The sequence below is a fragment of the Paracoccus zhejiangensis genome (assembly GCF_002847445.1).
Taxonomy (GTDB): Bacteria; Pseudomonadota; Alphaproteobacteria; order Rhodobacterales; family Rhodobacteraceae; genus Paracoccus; species Paracoccus zhejiangensis.
In genome coordinates this window covers 1962380-1983146 of the sequence record NZ_CP025430.1, presented here as the reverse complement: position 1 = coordinate 1983146, position 20767 = coordinate 1962380, and the positions used below count along the sequence as shown (strand labels likewise).

The 20767-nt window shown below is 66.3% G+C and carries 16 protein-coding genes; 14 read left to right on the top strand and 2 right to left on the bottom strand.

The window, feature by feature from the left end; translation table 11 throughout:
* Nucleotide 1: 1 nt before the first annotated feature.
* Together CX676_RS09595 and CX676_RS09590 are read left to right on the top strand one after the other, a co-directional pair.
* Nucleotides 2–1534 (top strand): argininosuccinate lyase, encoded by a 1533-nt coding sequence (locus tag CX676_RS09595; protein WP_198590313.1) that lies wholly within the window; start codon nucleotides 2–4, stop codon nucleotides 1532–1534.
* 147 nt (nucleotides 1535–1681) lie between these two features.
* Nucleotides 1682–4183: a cation:proton antiporter gene (locus CX676_RS09590; protein ID WP_101752415.1), complete on the top strand. Its 2502-nt coding sequence runs from the start codon at nucleotides 1682–1684 to the stop codon at nucleotides 4181–4183.
* Between the two features lie 10 nt (nucleotides 4184–4193).
* Here CX676_RS09590 and CX676_RS09585 read toward each other — a convergent pair whose 3' ends face one another.
* Nucleotides 4194–5321: an aminotransferase class V-fold PLP-dependent enzyme gene (locus CX676_RS09585; RefSeq protein WP_101752414.1), complete on the bottom strand. Its 1128-nt coding sequence runs from the start codon at nucleotides 5319–5321 to the stop codon at nucleotides 4194–4196.
* 115 nt (nucleotides 5322–5436) lie between these two features.
* On the opposite strand from CX676_RS09585, the gene CX676_RS09580 reads away from it, so the two are divergent.
* The 3 genes from CX676_RS09580 to CX676_RS09570 all read left to right on the top strand — a co-directional run bounded on the left by CX676_RS09580 (nucleotide 5437) and on the right by CX676_RS09570 (nucleotide 8688).
* Nucleotides 5437–6405, top strand: coding sequence for a threonine dehydratase (locus CX676_RS09580; protein WP_101752413.1), 969 nt, complete (start codon nucleotides 5437–5439; stop codon nucleotides 6403–6405).
* An 86-nt stretch (nucleotides 6406–6491) separates the two neighbouring features.
* Nucleotides 6492–7190, top strand: a complete 699-nt coding sequence (locus CX676_RS09575) for a type 1 glutamine amidotransferase (protein ID WP_101752412.1) — start codon at nucleotides 6492–6494, stop codon at nucleotides 7188–7190.
* Nucleotides 7191–7326: 136 nt separating this feature from the next.
* A complete protein-coding gene (locus CX676_RS09570) occupies nucleotides 7327–8688 on the top strand; it encodes a glutamine synthetase family protein (RefSeq protein WP_101752411.1) in 1362 nt (453 codons plus the stop codon).
* 66 nt (nucleotides 8689–8754) lie between these two features.
* Here the strand turns inward: CX676_RS09570 and CX676_RS09565 are convergent, their stop codons facing one another.
* On the bottom strand, nucleotides 8755–9435 hold the full coding sequence (locus CX676_RS09565; RefSeq protein WP_101752410.1) for a hydrolase: 681 nt from the start codon (nucleotides 9433–9435) through the stop codon (nucleotides 8755–8757).
* A 245-nt stretch (nucleotides 9436–9680) separates the two neighbouring features.
* Here CX676_RS09565 and CX676_RS09560 point away from each other — a divergent pair, with 245 nt between their 5' ends.
* The 9 genes from CX676_RS09560 to murD all read left to right on the top strand — a co-directional run bounded on the left by CX676_RS09560 (nucleotide 9681) and on the right by murD (nucleotide 20752).
* A complete protein-coding gene (locus CX676_RS09560; protein ID WP_101752409.1) occupies nucleotides 9681–10991 on the top strand; it encodes an NAD(P)/FAD-dependent oxidoreductase in 1311 nt (436 codons plus the stop codon).
* Between the two features lie 603 nt (nucleotides 10992–11594).
* Nucleotides 11595–12104, top strand: coding sequence for a division/cell wall cluster transcriptional repressor MraZ (mraZ, locus tag CX676_RS09555; RefSeq protein WP_101752408.1), 510 nt, complete (start codon nucleotides 11595–11597; stop codon nucleotides 12102–12104).
* A gap of 4 nt (nucleotides 12105–12108) precedes the next feature.
* Nucleotides 12109–13077 (top strand): 16S rRNA (cytosine(1402)-N(4))-methyltransferase RsmH, encoded by a 969-nt coding sequence (rsmH, locus tag CX676_RS09550; RefSeq protein ID WP_101752407.1) that lies wholly within the window; start codon nucleotides 12109–12111, stop codon nucleotides 13075–13077.
* The gene (gene ftsL, locus CX676_RS09545) at nucleotides 13077–13463 is read left to right on the top strand and encodes a cell division protein FtsL (protein ID WP_232816635.1); all 387 of its coding nucleotides are present in this window, start codon (nucleotides 13077–13079) and stop codon (nucleotides 13461–13463) included. Before rsmH ends, ftsL begins: the two co-directional genes overlap by 1 nt.
* Entirely contained in the window at nucleotides 13460–15289 is a 1830-nt protein-coding gene (locus CX676_RS09540; RefSeq protein ID WP_101752406.1) for a peptidoglycan D,D-transpeptidase FtsI family protein, read from the top strand. The genes ftsL and CX676_RS09540 overlap by 4 nt, the downstream gene beginning before the upstream one ends.
* A 15-nt stretch (nucleotides 15290–15304) precedes the next feature.
* Nucleotides 15305–16789, top strand: coding sequence for a UDP-N-acetylmuramoyl-L-alanyl-D-glutamate--2,6-diaminopimelate ligase (locus CX676_RS09535; RefSeq protein ID WP_408634484.1), 1485 nt, complete (start codon nucleotides 15305–15307; stop codon nucleotides 16787–16789).
* The gene (locus tag CX676_RS09530) at nucleotides 16786–18168 is read left to right on the top strand and encodes a UDP-N-acetylmuramoyl-tripeptide--D-alanyl-D-alanine ligase (protein WP_101752405.1); all 1383 of its coding nucleotides are present in this window, start codon (nucleotides 16786–16788) and stop codon (nucleotides 18166–18168) included. The genes CX676_RS09535 and CX676_RS09530 overlap by 4 nt, the downstream gene beginning before the upstream one ends.
* Nucleotides 18169–18171: 3 nt before the next feature.
* On the top strand, nucleotides 18172–19254 hold the full coding sequence (gene mraY / locus CX676_RS09525; protein WP_101752404.1) for a phospho-N-acetylmuramoyl-pentapeptide-transferase: 1083 nt from the start codon (nucleotides 18172–18174) through the stop codon (nucleotides 19252–19254).
* 34 nt (nucleotides 19255–19288) lie between these two features.
* Nucleotides 19289–20752, top strand: a complete 1464-nt coding sequence (gene murD / locus CX676_RS09520; protein WP_157936000.1) for a UDP-N-acetylmuramoyl-L-alanine--D-glutamate ligase — start codon at nucleotides 19289–19291, stop codon at nucleotides 20750–20752.
* Nucleotides 20753–20767: the final 15 nt, after the last annotated feature.

Sequence of the window (20767 nt, the reverse complement as noted above, 5' to 3'; positions counted from 1 at the left end):
GATGACCTATCACAATCCGAAAGGTCGTATGGGACGGCGGCTGATTGCGCTGACGCTTGGCGGGACGGTTGCGGGCTTTGCCACGCTGGCCGCAGCGCAGTCCGAACCCGAACAACGGGATGAATTCTTCTGGCTCTCGCAGATCAACAAGGCCAGCGTCGTCATCAACAGCCAGGAGGGGCTGTTGGACCCGGCGCTCGCCCCCGAGATCGCCGGAGCCCTGACACAGGTCATCGCCGATGGCGACCAGCCCGATGCCGAGCGGCCCGGAACGGTCATCAGTTTCGAGCCGCTGTGGATAGAGAAGGGCGGCATCGATGTCACCCTCGTCCATGCCGGGCGGTCCAGCCAGGACATGCACGCCACCTATCGCGCCGCGATGCTGCGCGACAAGCTGCTGGACCTGGCCAGCCAGTTGGACGCGACCTCGACCACGCTGGTCGATCTGGCCGAGACCCATGCCGAGACCGTGGTGCCGAACTATACCAATGGCGTGGCTGCCCAGCCCAACAGCTATGGTCACTATCTGCTGGGCCATGCGGCGGGCCTTGCCCGCGACGCCGAACGCATCCGCGAGGCCTATGCCCGGATCGACCGCTCGGCGATGGGCACGACCGTTCTCAACGGCACCAGCTGGCCGCTGAACCGCCAGCGCATGGCCGACTATCTGGGCTTCGCCGCGCTGGTCGACAACGCTTATGATGCCTCGCAGATCTCGTCCATGGACCAGCCGGTCGAGGTTGCCGGCATCGTCACCTCGGTCTCGTTGCACGTGGGGAACTTCGTCGAGGACGTGATGACCCAATATGCCCAGACCCGGCCGTGGATCCTGCTGGAGGAGGGTGGCGATAACACCTATGTCAGCAGCGCCATGCCGCAGAAGCGCAATCCCGGCATCCTGAACAATGCCCGCAGCGATGCCTCGCAGGCGATCGCGCTGGCAATGGGCCCGGTGATCCAGACCCACAACATCACCCCCGGCATGTCCGACCCGAAATCGGTCGAAGACAATGCCGCCATGGTCGATGCCGGCATCTCCGCGCTGGGGCGGCTCGACCGGGTGCTGAAGGCGCTGCGGATCAATCCCGAACGGGCGCTGGAGGAACTGAACAGCGACTGGACCGCCTCGCAGGAACTGGCCGACCTCTTGATGCGCGAACATGGGCTGCCCTTCCGCGAGGGCCATCACTTCGCCTCGGAAGTGGTCACCTATGCCCGCGCGAATAATCTTGGCCCGCTGGATTTCCCCTATGCCGAGGCACAGCGCATCTATGCCGAGACCGTGGCCGAAACTGATCACGCGAAAGAACTGCCGCTGACCGAAGAGGTCTTCCGCGCCACGCTGGACCCGGTGGCAATCATCCGCAACCGCGCCACTGCCGGCGGCCCGCAACCGGCCGAGATGACCCGCATGATCACCGAGGCCCGTGCCGACCTGACGGAGCGGCAAGACTGGGTCAAGGCCCGGCGCGATCACATCGCCACCGCATTGTCGACGCTGGATGCCGATTTCGGCGCATTGCTGACCGAGTAAGCGGCACTCTCACAACTGCCGGCCCCGGACGCATGTCCTCCGGGGCCGGTCTGCATTCTGCCCCCGACCGCGATGGCTGCGCCGCATTCCCGCCGCGATCAGCAGAATGTCATTTCCTCAAAGCCTGACGATGCGTAAGAGAACAGCATGGATATCGTTGTTATCACGACAATCATTGCGTCGCTGTTCCTGGTCATTGGTCTTTCCGAACCGCTGGCCATTCGCCTGCGTCTGCCCTTCAGCGTGGTTCTGGCGCTGATCGGGGTCATCATCGCCACCGGGGCAGGGTTCCTGCTCAGGACCGAGCTGACCGACGCCTTCAACCAGCAGGCGGCGGCGATCCTGATGCTGCCGATCCGCTCGAACGTCTTCCTGTACATCTTCCTGCCGACGCTGATCTTTCAGGCGGTGATCGAGATGAACCTGCGCCGCATGGCCGATGACTGGGTGCCGATCCTCGTCCTCGCCGTGGTGGCGGTGCTGATCGCCACCTTCTTCGTCGGCATGGCGCTCAGCTGGACCGGGGCCATGCCCTTCGCCGCGGCCTTCCTGATCGGCGCCATTGTCTCGACCACCGACCCCTCGGCCGTCGTCGCCATCTTCCGCTCACTCGCGGCACCCCGGCGGCTGGCGCGGATCATCGAGGGCGAGAGCCTGTTGAACGACGCCGCCGCCATCGCGCTTTTCTCGCTGTTCATGGGGCTGGTGATGACCGGCGAGACCGCCCCGACCATCGGCTCGGCGCTGCTGCGCCTGCCGGTGCTGATGCTGGGCGGCGCGCTGATCGGCTGGCTGGCGGCGCGGGTTGCTGCTGCGGTCATGGCCATGGTGGCCGAGCACGAATTGGCCGTGATCTCGCTCTCCATTGCCTTGCCCTACCTTGCCTTCATCGCCGCCGAACAAAGCGGCTATGCCTCTGGCGTGATCGCGGTGGTCGTTTCGGCCATGACGCTGAACTTCCTCGGGCCGGGCCGGATGTCACCGGCGATCTGGGCCAACTTGCGGCAGATCTGGGCGGCGCTGGCGCATTGGGCCGGGGCGCTGATCTTCATCCTTGCCGCGCTGCTGATCCCGCGCCTTCTGGGCGACGCGCGGCTGAACGACCTGTTGCTGATCGGCGTGGTCATCGTCGCGGCCTTCGTGGCCCGCGCGGTGATCCTGTGGGGCGTGCTGCCGATCCTATCCCGGCTGCGCCTTTCGCCGGAAGTGCAGCGGCCCTACCGCGTGGCAATCCTGTGGGGCGGCCTTCGCGGCGCGGTGACGCTGGCGCTGGCGCTGGCGGTGACCGAGAATTTCCGCGTCGATCCTGACATCAAGCGGCAGGTCGGTATCCTGGCCACCGGCTTCACCCTTTTCACCCTCTTCGTGCAAGGGACGACCTTGCGGCGGGTCATCCGCCGGCTGGGGCTCAGCAAGCTGTCGCCCCTGGACAGCGCGCTCTCCAATCAGGTGGTCGCCGTGGCGCTGCAGCAGGTGCGCGAGGATATCGCCCAGACCGCCGAGGGCTTCCGCCTGACCCGCGAGACCGTCCGATCCGAGGCAAAACGATTTGCACAGCGGCTGGACGAAGCCGTGTCCAAGGCCGAGGAATCCGAGTCCATCCTGGACCGCGACCGGGTGACGCTTGGCCTGATCGCGCTGGCCGGGGCCGAGAGGGACCTGGTGCTGAAAGCCTTCCGCGAGCGCGAGATCTCCGCCCGCATTCTGGAAACGGTGCTGGCCCAGGCCGATCGGGTGATGGAGGGCGCGCGCACCGGTGGGCGGTTGGGCTATGCCCGGGCCGCGCGCGATTGGTTGCAACCGGGGATACGCTTGCGCGTGGCCATGACGCTCCACAACCGCCTCGGCCTGTCGCGGGGGCTGGAGCGGATGACCGCGAACGGCTTCGAGGAACTGATCGCACAGCGCCAGATCCTGTCGGAACTGCATGGCTTCATCGACCGCCGCATTCGCCGCATCCATGGCCGCCGGGTCTCGGACCTGCTGCACGAGATGCTGGAACGTCGCATGGAAGAGGTCGAGCAGACGCTGGAGGGGCTGCGGCTGCAGTTCCCGGAATTCGCCGAAGAACTGGAACGCCGGCTGATCCGCCGCACGGCCCTGCGGCTGGAGGAGCGCGAATACGAATCCTTCTACGAGGACGGGCTGATCGGGGACGAGCTGCACCTGTCGCTCAACCAGGGCATCGCCGCCCGCCGTGCCAGTTCCGAGGCCCGCCCGCACCTTGATCTGGCGGTGCAGAAGCTCGAACTGGTCCGCCGCCTGCCGGCCTTTGCCGGGCTGGATGATGCCACGCTGAAGCCGCTGTCCCGGGCGCTTCTGACCCGCTATGCCGCGCCGGGGCAGGTGATCCAGAGCAAGGATGCGCATGAGCGCGCGGTCTATTTCATCTCCTCGGGCGCGGTCGAGGCCGAGACGGCGGGCGTCCGCCACCGGCTTGGCCGGGGCGAGATGTTCGGGCAGATGTTCTTGCTGATGAAGAACCCGCTGCGGACCGAGGTGAAGGCCATCGTGCCCTCGACCCTGCTGAAGCTGGACGAGGAGCGCTTTCGCAAGCTGTTGAAGCGCAGCCCGGCCCTGCGTCAGGTCGTGCGCGACGCCGCAGTAAAGCGCGGCGTCGATCCCGATGCACTGGATGTGGCGCTCTGACCCATAGGGGTCAGAGGAGCTTGTCCACCGCCGGCTTGAGCCGCGCCAGCGTTCCGGCGACATCCTTCAGCTTGTCGAGGCCGAAAAGGCCAAGCCGGAAGGTCGAGAAGCCATCGCCTTCGCCCACCTGAAGCGGCACCCCGGCCGCGATCTGCAACCCCTCGGCGGCAAATTTCTTGCCGGTCTTGATCTCGGGATCGTCGGTATAGCTGACCACCACGCCCGGCGCGCCGAAGCCCTGTGCGGCCACCGAGCGGATGCCCTTCTCGGCCAGCATCTCGCGCACGCTGTCGCCCAGCTGCCATTGCGCCGCCCGCGCCGCCTCGAACCCCAGCGCCTCGGTCTCGGCCATCGCTGCGTGCAGCGCCAGCAGCGAGTCGGTCGGCATGGTGGCGTGATAGGCGTGCCCGCCGTCTTCATAGGCCTTCATGATCGCGCGCCATTTCGTCAAATCGAGCGCGAAGCTGTCGCTTTCGGTCTCGGCCAGCCGCCGCGCGCCCTCGGCCGAGAACATCACCAGCCCGGCGGCAGGGGTCGAGGACCAGCCCTTTTGCGGGGCCGAGATCAGCACATCGACGCCCGTTGCCGCCATGTCGACCCAGATCGCGCCCGAGGCAATGCAATCGAGCACCATCAGCGCGCCGACCTCATGCGCCGCCGCCGCCATGGCGGTGATGTAATCGTCGGGCAGGATCAGCCCGGCGGAAGTCTCGACATGGGGCGCAAAGACCGCATCGGGCCGTGCCTCGCGGATGCGGGCCACGACCTCCTCGATGGGTGGGGGCGCATAGGCGGGCTTGGCCTCGTTGCCGGCAGGCCGGGCATTGACCACGGTGGTTTCCCCGGCAAAGCCCCCGGCCTCGAAAATCTGCGTCCAGCGATAGCTGAACCAGCCGTTGCGGACGATCAGCGCATGGCCGCCACGGGCGAATTGCCGGGCCACCGATTCCATCGCATAGGTGCCGCCGCCCGGCACGATGGCCACGGAATCGGCCTTGTAGACGCCTTTCAGCGTGTCGTTCAGCCCGCGCATGACGCGCTGGAACTTCTGCGACATATGGTTCAGCGAACGGTCGGTGAAGACGACCGAGAATTCCTGCAATCCATCGGGGTCGATCTCGGGGCGCAGTCCGGGCATGGCGGGTCCTTTCCGTCAGGGTTGGGCGCAGGTTAGCGCGGCCAGCGAGGGCCGACCAGTCCGCCTTGCGGTGCAGAAGCGGGCTGGCTAGCCTGCCCGCGACAGAGGGGGTGCCATGTTCGATCGCAGGGAATTGGAAGAGGCGGCCGCGCTGGTTCACGCGCAGGTGCCGGCAACGCCGACCCATCACTGGCCGCAGCTGTCCACGCGGATCGGTGCCGAGGTCTGGGTCAAGCACGAGAACCACCTGCCCACCGGCGCCTTCAAGGTGCGGGGCGGCATCACCTTGATCGACTGGCTGCGGCGGACACAGCCCGATTGTCCCGGTGTCATCACCGCCACGCGCGGCAATCACGGCCAGAGCCAGTCGCGGGCGGCGACGGCGGCGGGTCTGCGCGCCGTCATTTATGTGCCGCGCGGCAATTCGCCCGAGAAGAACGCCGCCATGCGCGCCTATGGTGCCGAGCTGCGCGAGCATGGCGACGATTTCGACGAGGCGCGGCTGGCCGCCATGGCCGCCGCCGAGGCCGAGGGCCTGTTCCCGGTGCCGCCGTTCCACCGCGAGCTGGTGCGGGGCGTCGCCACCTATGGGTTCGAGATGTTCAACGACGCCCCGCCGCTCGATACGGTCTATGTCCCCATCGGTTGCGGATCGGGCATCTGCGGGGTGATCGCTGCCCGCGATGCGCTGGGGCTTGAGACGGAAGTGGTCGGCGTGGTGGCCGAAGGTGCAGCCGGGGCAAAGCTGTCGGTCGAGGCCGGGCGGGTGGTCGAGACGAACAGTGCCACCACCTTCGCCGATGGCATGGCGGTGCGGGTGCCGGTGGCCGAGGCGCTGGCGATCTATGGCAAGGGTGCGTCGCGGATCGTGGCAGTCAGCGATGCGCAGATTGCCGACGCGGCGCGGGCGCTGTTCACCGATACCCATAACATCGCCGAGGGGGCAGGGGCGGCGGCTTTGGCCGCGCTGATGGCCGAACGCGACCGGCAGGCGGGTAAACGGGTGGCGGTGATCCTCTCGGGCGGGAATATCGACAGCGCCAAGGCCGCGCGCCTGCTGTCGGGCGAGACGCCGGTCCCCTGAACCGTTCCGTCACTCGCTGCGGTCCCCCTTGCGGCAAAGGGGGGGACGGGCATAGGTTACAGGAATTGTTCATCTACAGGCCCCACATGCGCATCGGCATTCTTCAATGCGGTCAGTCCCCGGACGTTCTGAAAGCTTCGCTTGGGGACTACCCCGACATGTTCGTGAAGCTGCTGGCCGATCGCGGCTTTGACTTCCGCACCTTTCATGTCGAGGAGATGCAGTTTCCCGCGACCATCCACGATGCCGATGGCTGGCTGCTGACCGGCTCGCGCCACGGCGCCTACGAGGATCACGCCTTCATCCCGCCGCTCGAGGATTTCATCCGCCGCGCCTATGCCGAGGGCGTGCCGATGGTCGGCGTCTGCTTTGGGCACCAGATCATCGCGCAGGCGCTTGGCGGCAAAGTCATCAAGAATCCCGATGGCTGGGCCGTGGGGGCGCAGGATTACGATTTCGAGGGCGAAAAGGTCACGCTGAACGCCTGGCATCAGGATCAGGTGGTCAGCCTGCCCGAGGGGGCCGAGATCGTCGGCCGCAATGCCTTCTGCGAGAATGCGGCGCTGGTCTATGGCGACCGTGCCTATACCGTGCAGGCCCATCCCGAGTTTGACGACACCTTCATTCGTGGCCTGATCGAGCATCGCGCCAAGGGCAAGGTGGCACAGGAGCTTCTGGATGCCGCCGAGGCGCGGATGGGGCAGCAGAATGACAATGCCGGGCTGGCCGACCGTATCGAGGCCTTCTTCAAACAACCCCGCAGCGCTGCCCGCGGTGCTGCATGACGCCATGTCCCGCGACTCTCGCGGAAGCCCGGTCCGGTGTTCCGGCCGGGCAAAACAGGTCGCCGGCTGATCCTGCCGGCGTCGCAAACGCGCTGACCGGCCCGCATCCCGCGCCGGCCCGTGCGCTCGAGGAAACATGACCCAACCCGAATGGATCGCGCGCATCCCCAAAGCCGCGCAGGACTATATCAAGGACATCCGGCTGGACGAGGTGGAATGCATCGTCGCCGACATTGCCGGGGTCGCCCGGGGCAAGGCGATGCCGGCCTCGAAATTCGCCCGGCAGGACAAGTTCTTCCTGCCGAACTCGATCTTCCTGCAGACGATCACCGGCGAATGGGCCGATAACCCGACCGGCGCCTTTACCGAACCCGACATGATCCTGACGCCGGATTTCAGCACGGCGACCGCCGCTCCCTGGACGGCGGATTACACCGTGCAGGTGATCCATGACGTCTTCGATCAGGCCGGCAAGCCGGTGCCGGTCGCCCCGCGCAACGTGCTGAAGCGGATCGTCAGCCTTTACGAGGAGAAGGGCTGGAAACCCATCGTCGCTCCCGAGATGGAGTTTTTCCTCGTCGCCCGCAACATCGACCCGAACCAGCCGATCATCCCGCCCATGGGCCGCTCGGGCCGGCGCGCGGCGGCCAAGCAGGCCTATTCCATGTCGGCGGTGGACGAATATGGCAAGGTCATCGACGACATCTATGATTTCGCCGAGGCGCAGGGTTTCGAGATCGACGGCATCCTGCAGGAAGGCGGGGCCGGGCAGATCGAGATCAACCTGAACCACGGCGATCCGGTGGCGCTGGCCGACGAGATCTTCTATTTCAAGCGGCTGATCCGCGAGGCCGCGCTGCGCCATGACTGCTTTGCCACCTTCATGGCCAAACCCATCGAGGGCGAGCCGGGCAGCGCCATGCATATCCATCACTCGGTGGTGGATCTGAAGACCGGCCAGAACATCTTTTCCGACGAACGCGGTCGCGAGACGCCGGAATTCATGCATTTCATTGCCGGGATGCAGAAACACCTGCCCGCCGCCGTGGCGCTGCTGGCGCCCTATGTGAACAGCTATCGCCGCTATGTCCCCGACTTCGCCGCGCCGATCAATCTGGAATGGGGCCGCGACAACCGCACCACCGGCCTGCGCGTGCCGATCTCGGGCCCCGAAGCGCGGCGTATCGAGAACCGGCTGGCGGGGATGGATTGCAACCCCTATCTCGGCATCGCCGCATCGCTGGCCTGCGGCTATCTGGGTCTGATCGAGGCCGAGAACCCGCGCGCCGAATGTCTGGGCGACGCCTATATGTCCGAGGACGAGCTGCCGCTGACGCTTGGCGACGCGCTGGACATCATGGTCGAGAGCGAGCCGATGCGGGGCGTCTTGGGTGACGAATTCGTCTCGGTCTACGAATCGGTGAAGCGGAACGAGTACAAGGAATTCCTGCAGGTGATCTCGCCCTGGGAGCGGGAACATCTGCTGCTGAACGTCTAAAATCTCGGCTGAACGGTGAAAAAAAGGGGGGCGCATTGCGCCCCCTTTCGTGTTGGTCCGTCTAGTTCAGCCTTTCGCCGAATCCAGTTCTTCGCCCTCGTGCTCGACTTCGCGGGCCTTCGCATAGCTCTCGATCAGCAGCTGATATTCCGGGAAGATCTTCGTATAGATCTCGGCCCATTTCTCGGCGTCGTCGCGGTGCCAGGTCTTCTGGATCTCCGAGGCAACGGCGGCGGTATCCATCGGCACCGCACCGGCCTGCACCACGCGGGCGAGGGTGATTTCCTCGGCCATCTTCGAATAGGTGCCCGAGGCGTCGATCACCACGAAGACTTTGTAACCCTCGGCGATGGCGCTGATGGCGGGGAAGGCCATGCAAACGCTGGTGATGGTGCCGGCGATGATCAGGGTCTTGCGGCCGGTGGCCTCGACCGCCTTCACGAAGGCCGGGTTGTCCCAGGCATTGATCTCGCCGCGGCGGGCGACATAGACGGCATGGGGCGCGTTCTGGTGGATCTCGGGGATCAGCGGGCCGTTCGGGCCCTGCGGTACCGAAGCCGTGGTGATGACCGGGATGTTTGCCAGCGTCGCGATCGAGGCCAGAGCGCCGGCATGGCGGCGCAGCGTCGTCATCGGCATGTCGTTCACGGTCTGGAACAGCCCGCTCTGGTGATCGATCAGCAGCAGCACCGCATCATCGGGATTGATGACCGGCTTGGCGCCGTTGAAATTGGCAGGAGCACTCATCGCATTTCCTTTCAGTCGCTTTGGTTGGGGGCAGGGGCCTGTCAGGTCTTCCCTGCCGATGATCGAAAGATAGTTCACAAATCAGAACGAACAATTATAAATATGTTCGATAAAATAGAACACTGGGGTTCCCGCGACTGGATTGACAGGACCAACGCGCCAATGCCGGGGGCCTAGAGCTTTGCGCCGGGCTCTGGCAGAAAGGCGGAACGGTCCGGGGAAGGGCCGGGCAAGCGGAGGCGGCCTTGGACCTGCTTTATGTCAATGACCGGCGCGGGGAATACCCGCAGAGCCTCTATGCCGAGACCCGCGACCCACTGGAGCCTTTCCCGCAGCTGAAGGGCGAGACCCGGGCCGATGTGGCGGTGATCGGCGGCGGCTATACCGGCCTTTCGGCGGCGCTGCATCTGGCGCAGGCAGGGCTGGACGTGGTGCTGGTCGAGGCGCATCGGGTGGGCTTTGGCGCCTCGGGACGCAATGGCGGGCAGTTGGGCTCGGGCCAGCGGCAGGAGGTCGACTGGCTGGAGAAGAACCTCGGCCGCGATCAGGCGCGGCGGCTGTGGGATCTGGCCGAAGAGGCCAAGGCGTTGACCCGTGGCCTGGCCTGGGCGGCGGATGTGCCGGTGCATGATGGCGTTGCCCATGCTTGCCGCAGCGCCGATGAGGTCAGCCATGCCCGCAAGCTGGCCGGGCATCTGGCCCGGCATTACGACTACGACAAGGTGCAGCCGCTGGACCGCGACGCCTTCCGCGCGCTAGTGCCCTCGGACGCCTATATCGGCGGGGATCTGGATCGCGGGGCAGGGCATCTGCATCCGCTGAACCTCGCCATCGGCATGGCGCGGCTGGCCCGCGATGCGGGGGCGCGGCTTTACGAGAACAGCCATGTCCACCATGTCGAGCACGCGCGCGAGGCGACGGGCAAGACCATCGTGCGCTGCGATACCGGGCGGGTGATCTGCGATCAGGTCATCTATGCGGGGAATGGCTATCTTGGCCGGCTCAGCGCCCCGGTGGCGCGGCGGGTCATGCCGATCAACAATTACATCGTCGCGACCGAACCGCTGGGGGATCGCGCCGCCGAGGTGCTGACCCAGAACATCGCCGTCGCCGATACCAAGTTCGTGGTGAATTACTGGCGGCTCAGCGAGGACAGGCGGCTGATCTTTGGCGGTGGGGAATCGGTCGGCTATCGCTTCCCGAAGGACATCCGCGCGAAGGTGCGGCCGCATCTGCTGTCGGTCTATCCGGGCCTCAAGGATGTGGCGCTGACCCATGGCTGGGGCGGCACGCTGGCGATCACCATGAACCGGATGCCCTATTTCACCCGCCCGGCGCTGAATGCGCTGTCGGCCAGCGGCTATTCCGGTCATGGCGTGGCGCTGGCGACGCTGGCGGGCAAGCTGATGGCCAATGCCGTGGCGGGGCAGGCGGCGGGGTTTGATGCCATGTCCGCGGTGCCCAGCCACAACTTCCCCGGCGGCGCCATGCTGCGCAGTCCGCTGCTGGTCGCGGGGATGAGCTGGTACGCTTTGCGGGACCGTTTGGGATTCTGACCCACTTTGGCGGGACGGCGGTCCAGCTCTGGGAATTCGCCCCACTGGACCCGAAAATCCGAATCACCGGCCTGTGATCCGGCGTGATTCCGCCGGGAATTTCCGTGTAGAGCCGGGCTGGGGCGCAGCATCTGGCTTGGGCTGGGATTTTGCGCCACTTTTTTCAGACCGATCGGTCTGCACTAAATGTAGTGTGTTTGTCTCAAATGTGCGCAATAATTATGCTCGACAGCGACCGTCAATCGTAATGTTCTTGCCTCGTTCGATGCAATCGAGGTAGTCGTGACCCAAGGCTGCCCGCAAATTTCCATTGCGTCCCATATAATCCCATGTCACAACTGAATCACGAAGACGGGCAGTGAAGGGGCATCAAGACCCCGGAAGGCGAAGCAGGCTTCATACAGGCACCCGTTTTCCAATATCGCCGACCCGGCGCGCGAGCAGCACCTCCCCCAGGTGGCGCGCAAGGGCCAGGCCAACCCCGAAAATCGGGGCCCAGGAATGGGAACGAGGGCGGCGGATCGAGCAGTGGCAGCGGCTCGATCCGCCCTTTCTCTTTCGGGCGACCGGAAGAGTGGACGGTGAGGTAAGGAGCAGGCCCCGGTGGCGCGCAGGTTCAGAGGCTCGGAAGAGGTCAAGGTCGACGCGAAAGGCCGCGTTTCGATTCCGGCCAAGTTCCGTCGCGTCTTCGAGCAGTGCGATCCCGATTGGCAGGCCGGCGGTCGCCCGCAACTGGTCATCGTCTACGGCTCCAGCAAGCAAACCCATCTGCAGCTTTATACCATCGAGGCGATCGAGGATATTGACCGCCAGATCGACCGGATGCCGCGCGGCAGCCCCGAGCGGGGCGTGCTGGAAGCAACGATGAACGGCTTTGCCGAAGAGGCCGAGATCGACAATGACGGGCGGCTGCTGCTGCCCCTGAAGCTGCGCGAGAAGATCGGCCTTGCCGACCGCGCCTTCTTCATCGCCTCGGGCGAATATCTGAAGCTCTGGACGCCCGAGATCTATGCCGAAGAGGCCGAGGCGCTCGAGGCGCGGATACCCGATTTCGAACCCGGCGCCGATCCGCTGTCCCTGTTGCCGCCGCCGCTGGCGCGGGACGAGGGGTAAAGCCATGGCACAGCCGCATATCCCCGTCCTGCTGAAGTCGCTTCTCAGGGCGGTTGATCCCGTCTCGGGCACTTGGGTCGATGGCACCTTTGGCGCCGGCGGTTACGCGCGCGGGCTTCTGGAGGCCGGCGCCGATCAGGTCATCGGCATCGACCGCGACCCTTCGGTCTTTCGCATGGCCGAGGGCTGGAAGGGCCAGTATGGCGACCGGCTGCGTCTGGTTGAGGGGACATTCTCGAATCTGGATGAACTCGCGGGCGAGCCGGTCGATGGCGTGGTGCTGGACCTTGGCGTCAGCTCGATGCAGCTCGATCAGGCCGAGCGCGGCTTTTCCTTCCTGCGCGATGGACCGCTGGACATGCGCATGGGCGACAGCGGCCCCTCGGCCGCCGATCTGTTGAACAGCGCCGAGGAAAGCCAGATCGCCGATGTGCTCTATCACTATGGTGAGGAACGCGCCGCGCGCCGCATCGCCCGCGCCATCGTCGCCGCCCGGCCGCTGACCCGCACCGCCGAACTGGCCGAGATCGTGGCCTCCTGCCTGCCGCGCGCAAAGCCAGGCCAAAGCCACCCGGCGACCCGCAGCTTTCAGGCCATCCGCATCTGGGTGAACGACGAATTCGGCCAGCTTCTGGCCGGGCTCGAGGCCGCCGAGCGTGCGCTTCGCGCCGGGGGCAAGCTGGCCGTGGTCAGCTTCCATTCGCTGGAAGACCGCATCGTGAAGCGTTTCATGCAGGCCCGCGCCAATGCTGCCGGCGGCGGCAGCCGCTATGCCCCGCAGGCCGAGACGGCGCCCGCCGCCTTCAAGCTGCCCTTCCGCAAGGCCATCGGTCCCGATCCCGACGAACTGGACGGAAATCCCCGCGCGCGCTCGGCCCTCTTGCGCGTCGCCATCCGCACCGACGCGCCTGCCGGCCGCGCCGATGCGGCCACGCTTGGACTGCCAAGACTGCCGGCCATGGGGGGGGCGTGATGCGCTCGGTTATCTATTTGTCCTGTGTTCTGGCGGTGATGGGTCTGGCCTTCTGGGCCTATCGCGAAAACTACCGCACCCAGGCGGCCATCGACGAGATGCGGCAGGTCCAGCGCGAGATCGGCCAGATGCGCGAGGATCTGGGCGTCTTGCGCGCTGAATGGGCCTATCTGAACCGGCCCGAGCGGCTGCGCGACCTGGTGAACCTGAACTTCGACCGGCTGCGGCTGGTGCCGATCGAGGCCGGGCAGTTCGTGCAGTTGGCCCAGATCGACTATCCCGCGCCGCCGCCGGTGCCGCCCAAGCGTCCGCAGGCGCGCCCGCAATTCATCAGTGATCGTGCCGCCGGGATGCTCGTCCCGACGTCGAGCGAGGTTCAACCATGATCCGTACCCCCCTTCGCCCGCTGGCCCGCATCCTGCGCGCGCGTGAAACCGGCGCCGATCCCGACGAGATCGAGGCCGAGAACCGCGCCCGCCGCCATGCCGAGATCCAGGACAAGGCCCGCCGCCGTGCCGAGGGCCGGCTGATCCTGATGGCCGCCGTGTTCATCTGTGCCTTCGGCACGGTCGGCGTCCGAATGGGCAGCCTTGCCGCCAGCGAGCCGGTGGAACCGCAGGCCCAGGCCTCGACCGCGCGGATCATGTCGCAACGCGCCGACATCACCGACCGCAACGGCATGGTGCTGGCAACGAACCTGCTGACCTATTCGCTTTATGCCCATCCCCATCAGCTGGTCGATGCCGAGAACACCATCACCCAGCTGACCCGGATCTTCCCCGATCTCGACCCGGCGCGGCTGCGCACGGACCTGACCGGCGATCGCAAGTTCCTGTGGATCAAGAAGAAGATCAGCCCCGAGCAGATGCAGGAGGTGCATGACATCGGCGAGCCGGGGCTTCTGTTCGGTCCGCGCGAGATGCGGCTTTACCCCAACGGCCATATCGCCAGCCATATCCTTGGCGGCTCGGCCTTCGGCAAGGAGGGCGTCAGCAGCGCTGAGGTTCTGGGCGTCGCCGGGGTCGAGAAGGCCTTTGACGGCTGGCTGCGCGATCCTGCGAACGAGGGCGCACCGCTGGCGCTTTCCATCGACCTGACCGCGCAGGCGGCGATGGAGGAGGTGCTGGCCTCGGGCATGAGCGTGATGAACGCCAAGGGTGCCGCCGGAATACTGATGGAGGTCAAGACCGGTGAGATCGTCGCCATGGCGAGCCTGCCGGATTTCGACCCCAACGACCGGCCGAAGCCGCTGTTGAAGGGCGATCCGTCGGACAGCCCGCTGTTCAACCGGGCGGTGCAGGGCCAGTATGAGCTGGGCTCGACCTTCAAGATCTTCCCGGTGGCGCAGGCGATGGACCTGGGGCTGATCAACCCGAACACGATGATCAATGCCTCGAGCCCGATGCGCATCGGCAAGTATCGCATCAACGATTTCCACAATTACGGCGGGCAGCTGTCGGTCACCGATATCATCGTGAAATCCTCGAACGTGGGCACGGTGCGGATCGCCCAGATCCTCGGCCCCGACCGGCAGAAGGACTTCCTCGAGAAGCTGGGTTTCTTCGAGCCGACGCCGATCGAGATGGTCGAGGCCCCGACCGGCAAGCCGCTGGTCCCCACCCGCTGGCCCGCCGTCACCTCGGCCACGGTGGCCTTCGGTCACGGTCTGGCCGCCAGCCCGCTGCACCTTGCCGCCGCCTATGCCACCATCGCAAATGACGGCCGCAAGGTCACGCCCACGCTGGTCCATCGCCGGACCCGCCCCGAGGGCGCGCAGGTGCTGTCACCGCAGGCGGCCGATCTGGCCATCTCGATGCTGCGCCAGGTGGTGACGCGCGGCACCGCCCGCGCCTCGGAAGTGCCGGGCTACGAAATCGCCGGCAAGACCGGCACCGCCGACAAGCCGCGCCCGAGCGGTGGCTATTACGAGAACAAGGTGGTCTCGACCTTCGCCTCGGTCTTCCCGGCGTCGAACCCGCAATATGTGCTGCTGGTGACGCTTGACGAGCCCTCGATCAACCGCGGTGGCGGCGAGGCCCGCACCGCCGGCGTCACCGCCGCCCCGGTCGCGGCCGAACTGCTGCGCCGTTTGGCGCCGCTGGTCGGCCTGGCGCCGATCACCGAAGAAAAGCTGCCCGAGATCGCTGCTCGCTTCGAGCCGCGTGTTGAACAGACCGCCCCTGCTGCAGTAAAGCTCGTCGCAAATAACTGACGGGTGGCAGGGACTGTGACGATTAGCGACAAGAAGCTCTCGGATCTGGGGCTGAGGGCAAGGGACGGGCGCGACCCGCAGATCACCGGCATTTCGCTGGACAGCCGGCAGGTGCGCCCCGGCCACCTGTTCGCCGCGCTGCCGGGGTCGGAACGCCACGGTGCCGATTTCATCCAATATGCGCTGCGCATGGACGCGGGTGCCGTGCTGACCGACCGCAAGGGCGCCGAGATCGCGGCCGATGTGCTGAAAGGCTGGCCCGGTGCACTGATCATCGCCGAGGACCCGCGCGCCGCGCTGGCCGGTGCCGCCGCCTTGTGGTTCGAGACCCAGCCCGAGCATGTCGTGGCCGTCACCGGCACCGCCGGCAAGACCTCGGTCGCCAGCTTCACCCGGCAGATCTGGCAGGCGCTCGGCTGCAGCGCGATCTCGCTTGGCACGATGGGGGTGCAGGGCGACTATCAGGCGAAACTGGCCCATACCACGCCCGATCCGCTGACGCTGCACCGCATCCTGTCCGAAGCCGCCGAGGCCGGCGTGACCCATGCGGCGATGGAAGCCTCGTCCCACGGGCTCGACCAGCGGCGTCTGGACGGGGTGCGGGTGGAAGCCGCCGCCTTTACCAATTTCAGCCAGGACCACCTGGATTACCACAAAAACTTCGATGACTACTTCGCCGCCAAGGCATTGCTGTTCAACCATATTCTGGAAGAAGGCGCGAAGGCGGTCATCAATGTCGATGGCGAGCGTGGCCGCCAGATGGCGGGCATTGCCAAGGATCGCGGCCTGACGCTGACCACCTATGGCAAGGCCGAGGGCGCCGATCTGCGCATCCTCGATCAGCGTTATGACGCCACCGGGCAGGACCTGCGCTTCTCGATCAGCGGAAAGCCCTATCTGGTGCGCCTGCCGCTGATCGGCGGGTTCCAGGCCGAGAACGTGCTCGCCGCGATGGGGCTGGTCATGGCTGCCGGCAATACGGCGGACGAGATCATCCCGGCGCTCTCCGGCCTGACCACGGTGCGCGGCCGGATGGAGCTGGCGGCGCGGCGCGACAATGGCGCGACAGTGTTCGTGGACTACGCCCACAAGCCCGGCGCGGTGATCGCGGCGCTGCAATCGCTGCGCCCGCATGTCATGGGCCGGATCGTGGTGGTGATCGGGGCAGGGGGCGACCGCGACAGCGGCAAGCGCCCGCTGATGGGCGAGGCGGCACGGCAATTCGCCGATGTGGTCATCGTCACCGACGACAATCCCCGCACCGAGGACCCGGCGCTGATCCGCGCCGCCGTCATGGCGGGCGCCGGCCCCGAGGCGACCGAGGTTGCCGACCGGGCCGAGGCGATCCTGCGCGGTGTCGATGCGCTGCAGCCGGGCGATGCCCTGCTGATCGCAGGCAAGGGCCATGAAAGCGGCCAGATCATCGGTCAGGATGTCTATCCCTTTGACGATGCCGAACAGGCTTCGGTCGCCGTCGCGGCACTGGATGGCAAGATATGAGCCTCTGGACCTCAGCCGACGCCGCAGCCGCCACGGGTGGCCGCGCACAGGGCGACTGGACCGCTTCGGGTGTCAGCATCGACACCCGCACTCTGCAAAAGGGCGATCTCTTCGTCGCACTGCAGGCCGAACGCGACGGGCATGATTTCGTCGCGCAGGCGCTGGAAAAGGGTGCCAGCGCCGCGCTTGTCAGCCGCATTCCCGAAGGGGTCGCGCCCACCGCGCCGCTGCTGATCGTGCCTGAGGTGCTGCCCGCGCTGGAAGCCCTGGGCCGCGCCGGTCGCGCGCGGACGCAGGCCAAGGTCATCGCCATCACCGGCTCGGTCGGCAAGACCTCGACCAAGGACATGGCCCGCACCGCGCTCGTCGGGCAGGGCCGCATCCACGCCGCCGAAGCCTCCTACAACAACCATTGGGGCGTGCCGCTGACGCTGGCGCGGATGCCCGCCGCCACCGATTTCGCCATCATCGAGCTTGGCATGAACCATCCGGGCGAGATCGCTCCCTTGGCCCGCATGGCGCGGCCGCATGTGGCGATGATCACCACCATTGCGGCGGCGCATATGGAGGCCTTCGGCGCGCTGGAGGGCATCGCCCGCGAGAAGGGCGCGATCTTCGAGGGGCTTTTGCCGATGGGCACGGCGATCATCCCCGAAGACCTCGGCACCACACCGATCCTGCGCGATGCCGCCGATGCTGCCGGTGCGCTGGTCGTGGGTTTTGGCGCGCAGGGCGTTGCCAAACCCCTGAAGATCATGCCGGGCGATGGCGTGTTGCGGCTGCACGCCAACATCACCGGGCAGATCGTCGATTTCACCCTGCAGACCACCGGCGCGCATTTCGCCATGAACGCCATCGGCGTTCTGGCCGCGCTGTCGGCGGCGGGCGCGGATGTGAAGCTGGCGGCCAAGCGCCTTGGCGACTGGCTGCCGCCCAAGGGTCGCGGTGCGGTCGAGACCCTTGGCGGCATCCGCCTGATCGATGATGCCTATAACGCCAACCCGACCTCGCTTGCCGCGGGCCTTGCCACGCTGGCCGGGCTGCACGGCGGTCGCCGCGTGGCGATCCTTGGCGACATGCTGGAACTTGGCCCGGACGAGATGGCGCTGCACGCCGCCGTCGCCAGCGATCCGGCCATGGGCAGCATCGATCTGGTCCACCTCGCCGGCCCAAGGATGCGCCACCTGCACAAGGCGCTGCCTCCTGAAAAGCGCGGCGAATGGGCGGAAAGCGCCGCCGATCTGGCCGCCCGTGCGACCGAGCTGGTCACCGCCGGCGATATCGTGCTGGTCAAGGGCTCGAAAGGGTCGAAGATCTCGACGGTCGTTGACGCGCTGCGCAAATCGGGGCAGACGCCTCAGCCGGTAACAAGGGGTTAGAAGATGTTGTATTGGCTCAGCAGCCTGTCCGAAGGCGGCGACCTCTTCAACCTGTTCCGCTATATCACCTTCCGAGCAGGGGCGGCCTTCTTCACCGCGCTGATCTTCGGCTTCATCTTCGGGCGTCCGCTGATCAACTATCTGCGCCGCACCCAGAAGAAGGGCCAGCCGATCCGCGATGACGGCCCTGAAAGCCATTTCGTCAAGGCCGGCACGCCGACCATGGGGGGGCTGCTGATCCTCTCGGCTTTGTTTACCTCGACGCTCCTTTGGGCGCGGCTCGATACCGGCTATGTCTGGATGATCCTGATGGTCACGGCGGGCTATGCGGCCATCGGCTTTGCCGATGACTATGCCAAGGTCAGCAAGATGAACACCAAGGGTGTTTCGGGCCGCATTCGCATGGCGTTGGGGCTGGCTCTGGCCTTTCTCGCCGCCGCCTGGACCATGTATCTGCAGCCCGCCGAGCTGACCGGGCAGCTGGCCTTGCCGGTGTTCAAGGACGCGCTGATCAACCTCGGCTGGTTTTTCATCCCCTTCGCCATGATCGTCATCGTCGGAGCCGCCAATGCGGTGAACCTGACCGACGGTCTGGACGGGCTCGCGATCATGCCGGTGATGATCGCCGCCGGCAGCCTTGGCGTCATCGCCTATACGGTGGGCCGGGTCGACTTCACCAACTACCTCGGCGTCCACCATGTTCCGGGCACCGGCGAGATCCTGATCTTCGTCGCCGCGCTGATCGGCGGCGGCCTTGGGTTCCTGTGGTATAACGCGCCGCCCGCCGCCGTCTTCATGGGCGATACCGGCAGCCTCGCCCTTGGCGGCGCGCTTGGTGCCATCGCGGTCGCTACCAAGCACGAGATCGTGCTGGCGATCATCGGCGGGCTTTTCGTGGTCGAGGCGCTGTCGGTGATCATCCAGGTGCTCTACTTCAAGCGCACCGGCAAGCGGGTCTTCCTGATGGCCCCGATCCACCACCATTTCGAGAAGAAGGGCTGGGCCGAGCCGCAGATCGTCATTCGCTTCTGGATCATCGCCCTGATCCTCGCGCTGATCGGTCTGGCGACGCTGAAGCTGCGCTAGTGCGCTTGCCCACCGCCTTCATCTTGGCGCAAATATCCCGCAGGGGGACCGGGGGACGCGCAGTCCCCCGGCAACAGCAGGTGACAGAATGATTCCCGTCGAAGGCGTCGAAAACCAGACCATCGCCGTTCTTGGCCTTGGCCGCTCGGGCAAGGCCACCGCTGCCGCGCTGAAGGCCGGTGGCGCCCGCGTCATTGCCTGGGATGACGGGGTTGACACGCGCGAGGCTGCCGCCGCCGATGGCTGGGAGATCGTTGATCTGACCCGCGATGCAGGTTGGGACGGGGTGAGCGCCCTGATCACCAGCCCCGGCATCCCGCATCTCTATCCGAAGCCCCATCCGGTGATCGAGAAGGCCATGCGGCTTGGCGTGCCGGTCGACAATGATATCGGGCTGTTCTTCCGCAGCTTCGCCACCGATGAGTGGAACGAGTTCGACCGCATCCCCCGCGTCATCGCCGTCACCGGCTCGAATGGCAAATCGACCACCACGGCGCTGATCCACCATATCCTTGAGGAATGCGGTCGCCCGACGCAGATGGGCGGCAATATCGGCACCGGCGTGTTGTCGCTGAACCCGGCCGAGGATGGCGAGGTCGTGGTGCTGGAGCTCTCGAGCTATCAGACCGATCTGGCCCGTGCGCTGACCCCCGATGTCGCCGTCTTCACCAACCTTTCCCCTGACCATCTGGACCGCCATTCCGGCCTCGGCGGCTATTTCGCCGCCAAGCGCCGGCTCTTTGCCGAGGGCGGGCCGGATCGTGCGGTTGTGGGTGTGGATGAGATCGAGGGGCTCTATCTCGCCGATCAGCTGTCCATGGGGCCGAGCGATGACCGGGTGATCCGCATCTCGTCGGAAACCAAGCTCGACGGGCCGGGCTGGTCGGTCTTTGCCAAGAAGGGCTTCCTGTCGGAATACCGAAAGGGCCGTCAGGCGGCCTCGATCGATCTGCGCGAGGTCAAGGGTCTGCCCGGCGCGCATAACCATCAGAACGCCTGCGCCGCCTATGCCGCCTGCCGCGCCGTGGGCCTTGCCCCGCGCGAGATCGAGGCGGCGTTTCACAGCTTCTCGGGTCTGCCGCATCGCAGCCAGACGGTGGCCGAGATCGGCGGCGTGCGTTACGTCAACGACTCAAAGGCCACCAATGTCGATGCGGCCGCCAAGGCGCTGCAGGCCTTCGACCGTATCCGCTGGATCGCCGGGGGCTTGGGGAAAGAGGGCGGCATCACCGCGCTGCAGCCCTTCCTCGGTCGAGTGACGAAAGCCTATCTCATCGGCCATTCCGCCCGCGATTTCGCCCTCGAGATCGGCCAGACGCCTTACGAGATCGCCGAGACGATGGAGCAGGCCGTGGCCCACGCCGCCGCCGAGGCCGAGCCGGGCGAGACGGTGCTGCTGGCCCCGGCAGCGGCGAGTTTCGACCAGTATCCGAACTTCGAGAAACGCGGCGAGCACTTCGTGACGCTGGTCGAGGGTCTGAGGCCGGCCGAGGGCTGAGTCTCCGCCGGCCCT

Coding starts and splice junctions, on each gene's coding strand:
- CX676_RS09595 (WP_198590313.1), top strand. CDS start 2: ATGACCTATCACAATCCGAAAGGTCGTATGGGACGGCGGCTGATTGCG.
- CX676_RS09590 (WP_101752415.1), top strand. CDS start 1,682: ATGGATATCGTTGTTATCACGACAATCATTGCGTCGCTGTTCCTGGTC.
- CX676_RS09585 (WP_101752414.1), bottom strand. CDS start 5,321: ATGCCCGGACTGCGCCCCGAGATCGACCCCGATGGATTGCAGGAATTC.
- CX676_RS09580 (WP_101752413.1), top strand. CDS start 5,437: ATGTTCGATCGCAGGGAATTGGAAGAGGCGGCCGCGCTGGTTCACGCG.
- CX676_RS09575 (WP_101752412.1), top strand. CDS start 6,492: ATGCGCATCGGCATTCTTCAATGCGGTCAGTCCCCGGACGTTCTGAAA.
- CX676_RS09570 (WP_101752411.1), top strand. CDS start 7,327: ATGACCCAACCCGAATGGATCGCGCGCATCCCCAAAGCCGCGCAGGAC.
- CX676_RS09565 (WP_101752410.1), bottom strand. CDS start 9,435: ATGAGTGCTCCTGCCAATTTCAACGGCGCCAAGCCGGTCATCAATCCC.
- rsmH (WP_101752407.1), top strand. CDS start 12,109: ATGGCACAGCCGCATATCCCCGTCCTGCTGAAGTCGCTTCTCAGGGCG.
- ftsL (WP_232816635.1), top strand. CDS start 13,077: ATGCGCTCGGTTATCTATTTGTCCTGTGTTCTGGCGGTGATGGGTCTG.
- CX676_RS09540 (WP_101752406.1), top strand. CDS start 13,460: ATGATCCGTACCCCCCTTCGCCCGCTGGCCCGCATCCTGCGCGCGCGT.
- CX676_RS09530 (WP_101752405.1), top strand. CDS start 16,786: ATGAGCCTCTGGACCTCAGCCGACGCCGCAGCCGCCACGGGTGGCCGC.
- mraY (WP_101752404.1), top strand. CDS start 18,172: ATGTTGTATTGGCTCAGCAGCCTGTCCGAAGGCGGCGACCTCTTCAAC.